The sequence below is a fragment of the Streptomyces sp. URMC 123 genome, assembly GCF_051386515.1.
Classification (GTDB): Bacteria; Actinomycetota; Actinomycetes; order Streptomycetales; family Streptomycetaceae; genus Streptomyces.
This window is the reverse complement of sequence record NZ_JBPQTV010000007.1, coordinates 57,840-61,958: the sequence shown is the minus strand read 5'-3', so window position 1 is coordinate 61,958 and position 4,119 is coordinate 57,840. Positions and strand designations below refer to the sequence as shown.

At 77.3% G+C, this 4,119-nt stretch carries 1 protein-coding gene; it reads right to left on the bottom strand.

Annotated features, from left to right (window positions below):
• A partial coding sequence (locus tag ACSNOD_RS02310) for a condensation domain-containing protein (protein WP_436764995.1) occupies positions 1 to 4,043 on the bottom strand: 4,043 nt, incomplete at its 3' end.
• Positions 4,044 to 4,119: the final 76 nt, after the last annotated feature.

The following is a 4,119-nucleotide window of genomic DNA, read 5'->3' as shown; positions in this document are numbered from 1 at the left end:
GGGGCGGGCTCCGGGGCGCCGCCGGGGGTGAACAGGGCGTCGACGGTGCCCGGCCGGTCGCCGACCAGCAGCTCGGCGGCGTACCCGTACGCGCTCGCCAGGTCGTGCAGATCGTCGGGCTCCACGGCCTCGTCCGCGTCGACGGCCGCGCGCAGCGCGCCCGTGTCGCGCGGCGCCGTGCCGTCCCGGAGCGTCCGGGCCGCCCTCGCCAGTCCGTGCGACCGGGCGTCGGGGACGCCTCGCACGAGCAGGGACGGCACCCGCGCGGCGAGCGCCTCGCGCAGGGCCGGCAGGTCCGTGATGTCCCCGCCCCACGCGGCCACCCGGGCCGGGGCCGCGGGCTCGGCCCCGGTGTCGAACACGAGCAGGGCGTCGTAGCGGAAGCGGGACATCTCATTGCGGGCCCGGCCCCGCCGGACGGTGATCCGGGTGCTCCCGCCGCCCGGCGACTCGGCCACCACCCGGCGGAAGAAGTCGGGGTGCAGGACCAGTTCCTCGTCCGCGCGGGCGGCGCGGTGGGCGGCCTGCCACACCTGCCGGGTGTCGCGCCGGTCCGCGCTGTTGGCGAGCTGCGCCGCGACGTGCTGGGCCGGAAGCAGCGGAAGGCTGCGGACGTCGCCCACGAAGATCCGTCCGCCCGGGGCCAGCAGCCGGCGGGCGCGGTCCAGGACCCGGCGCAGATAGCCGGCGTGGGGGAAGTACTGCGCGACGGAGTTGAGGACCACCAGGTCGAACGCGCCCTCGGGCAGCCCGGTGACGTCGTCGCCCTCCTGGCAGCGCAGCACCACGCGGCCGGCCGTGGACGGGTCCAGATGGCCGCGGACGTAGTCGATGGCCGTGGGCGACAGATCCGTCGCCCAGTACTGCTCGCACGCGGTGCTCAGGGGCAGCAGCAGCATGCCGGTGCCGCAGCCGATCTCCAGGACGCGGCGCGGGGCCAGGGCGCGTATCCGGTCGAGGGTGGCGTCGAGCCATTCGCGCATCTCGTCCCGGGGGATCGCGCCTCCGGTGACGCTGCTGTTCCAGCCGGCGGTGTTGAACGCGGGCTCGTCGCCGGTGGCCGGCCCCGCGTAGGCGTGCCCGAAGACCTGCCGCCACTGGTCGACCTGGTCGGCGCCGAGCCCGGCGCCGGGGCCGTCCGGGCCCGCGCCCCCGTGGTGCGCGGCGGGTACGACGTGGGCGAGCAGCCGGCGCCCCTCCCCGCCGCCGTCCGCCGTCACGACCGCCTGCTCGACGTCGGGGAGGGCGAGGAGCGCGTCCTCGACCTCGGCCGGGTCGACCGCGAACCCGCGCACGGCCAGCCGCCGGTCGGCGCGGCCGAGGACCTCCAGCCGGCCGTCCGCGGTCCAGCGGGCCAGATCGCCGGTGCGCAGCAGCCGGGCGTGCGGGCGATCCGCCCGCGGATCGGAGCGGAAGCGCTCGGCGGTCAGCGCGGGGCGGCCCGGGTAGCCGCGGGCCACCGCCTCGCCGCCGAGGTGGAGTTCGCCGGGCACCCCGACGGGCAGGGGGGTGCCCGAGTCGTCGAGGACGTACGCGGCCACGCCGGCGGTCGGCCGCCCGCCGGGCGGTGCCGTGCCCTCGGCGTCGACGCGGGCGACGGTGGCCAGGCCCGCCGTCTCCGCGGTGCCGTAGACCGTGAACAGGGCGCGTCCGGCGGCCCACCGCCGCAGCGCGCCGCGGGGGCACCGCTCGCCGGTGACGAGGAGGGTGCGCACGCCGGGCAGGGGGTGGTCGCCGGGCAGCGCGGCCAGCAGGGAGGGGGTGGCCCGCAGGCAGGTCACGCCGTCGAGAGCCGGGAAGCCGGGGTGGCCGGGGTGGCCAGGCTGTCCGTGGCGGCCGGAGTGCCGGCCGTCGTGGCCGGAGTGCTGGTCGTCGTGCTCGTCGGTCCCGCGTGCCAGCAGGACGGTGTCCGCCGGCCCTTCGGCGCAGCGCAGTTCGGCGCCGTTGACCAGGGCCAGGTGGAGTTCGAGCAGCGCGTCGGCGGAGCCGGGCGGAGCCCAGGAGAGCACCACGTCGTCGGGGGTGAGGCCGAACTCGTCCGCGGCCGCCGAGGCCATGGCGGAGACCGCCGCGTGGTCGAGGAGGACGGCCTTGGGCGCGCCGGTCGTGCCCGCGGTGGTCACCACCCAGGCAGGGCGGCCCGCGGCCTGGTCCGCCGCCGGGGCGGCGGACCCGCCGCCCGGGCCGTCCGCTTCCTTCGGCTCCTGCGGATCGTCCAACTCATCCAACTCATTGAGCTCGCCCAGCTCGTCCAGCAGCAGGACCGCGCAGTCGCCGCCGAGCGCCGCCGCGCCGGTCCGGCTCAGCACCAGGCGGGGCCGCGCCTCGCGGACCTCCGCGGCCAGCCGGTCGGGCGGCAGCGAAGGGTCGAGGGCCAGCGGCACCCCACCCGCCCGCGCGACGGCGAGCACCGCCGCGATCTCCTCCACCCGGTCCGGCAGCAGGGTGGCCACGACGGAGCCGGGCGCCGTGCCGCGCCCGGCCGGCAGGCGCGCCAGCCGGCCCACCAGCCGGTTCACCCATCGGTCCAGCTCCCCGTACGTCACCCGGCGGGCGCCGGCCGACAGCGCCACCGCCTCCGGTGCGCGGGCGGCGTGTTCGGCGAGCGCGCGGTGCGCGGCGCCGGGCCCCAGCCGTGGGCTCGGCCCACGGGAGACGCGCTCCAGCCGTTCGCGTTCGGGGGCGGTGAGCAGGGGGACCCGCCCGAGCCGGCGCCGGGGGTCGGCGGCGAGCTCCACCAGCAGGGTCTCCAGGTGCCCGAGCAGGCGCTCGGCCGCGTCGTCGGCCAGCCACGACGGGTCGTAGGAGATGCGCAGCCCCAGCCGCTCGCCCGGCAGACCCGCGAGGGTCAGCGGGTAGTTGGTGCGCGTGTAGTACGTGAAGTCGGCGACCGTCAGGCCCTCGAAGCCCCGCCAGACGGCGGCGAGCGGGTCCGCGTCCAGGTTCTGCAGCACCTGCACGGTCTCGAACAGCTCCGCCCCGGCGGGCACCTGACTCCACTCCTGGACGCGGGTCATGGGCACGTGCTCGTAGGCGCGGGCCGCCAGGGAGTCGTCCTGCACCTCACGCAGCCAGTCGCCGACCTCCCGGTCCGGATCGACCCGCAGCCGGGTGGGCACGGTGTTGACGAAGAGCCCGACCATGTCCTCGACGCCGTCCAGGTCCGGCGGCCGGCCGGACGAGACGGCCCCGAACACCACGTCGCCGCGGCCCGAGTAGCGGGCCAGCAGCACCCCCCAGGCCGCCTGGAGGAGGGTGTTCAGGGTGATCCGCAGCCCGGTGGCGGCGGCCGTCACCGCCGCCGTCCGCTCCGCGTCGAGCGTGCGCAGCCGGGCGTGCTGCTCCTGGCCCGCGCCGGTCGGGGCCGCCGCCGCGCGCAGCAGCCGCGTGGGTTCGGTGAAGCCCGCCAGCCTGCGCCGCCAGAACGCCTCCGCCTCGGCGGGGTCCTGCCGCCCCAGCCACCGGACGTAGTCGGCGAACGGCCGGGCCGGGGGCGGCGAGAACTCCTCCCCCCGGGACAGCGCGCGGTAGGCGGCGCCCACCTCGCGCAGCATGATGCCGGTGGACCACCCGTCCTGGATGATGTGGTGCAGGCTGAACGCGAAGCGGTGCCGGTCCGCGGCCAGCCGGGCCAGGTACAGCCGGATCAGCGGGGCCTCGGTCAGGTCGAAGCCGCCCTTGCGGTCCTGGGCCAGCAGTTGCTCCTCGCGGGCCCGCCGGCTCTCCTCCGGCAGCCCGCTCCAGTCGTGCTCGGCCAGCCGTATCCGCGCCGTGCGCCGGACCACCTGCACCGGCTTGTCCAGCCGCTCCCAGCGGAACGCGCTGCGCAGCGTGGTGTGCCGGTCCACCACCGCCTGCCAGGCCCGGCGCAGCAGCCCGGGGTCCAGCGGGCCGTGGAAGGTGACGGCGGCCTGCTGCAGATAGACGGCCGAGTCCGGGTGGCGCAGGGTGTGGTAGAGCATGCCCTCCTGCATGGGCGAGAGGACGTGAACGTCCTCCACGTCGTCGAGAGCAGCAGCGCCGGGGCGCTCGTCCGTGGTCATCCGCCGTCCTTTTCGCTCATCTGCCGTCCTTCTCGTTCATCCGGCGTTCCCGTCGTTCATCCGCCGTCCCTGCCGT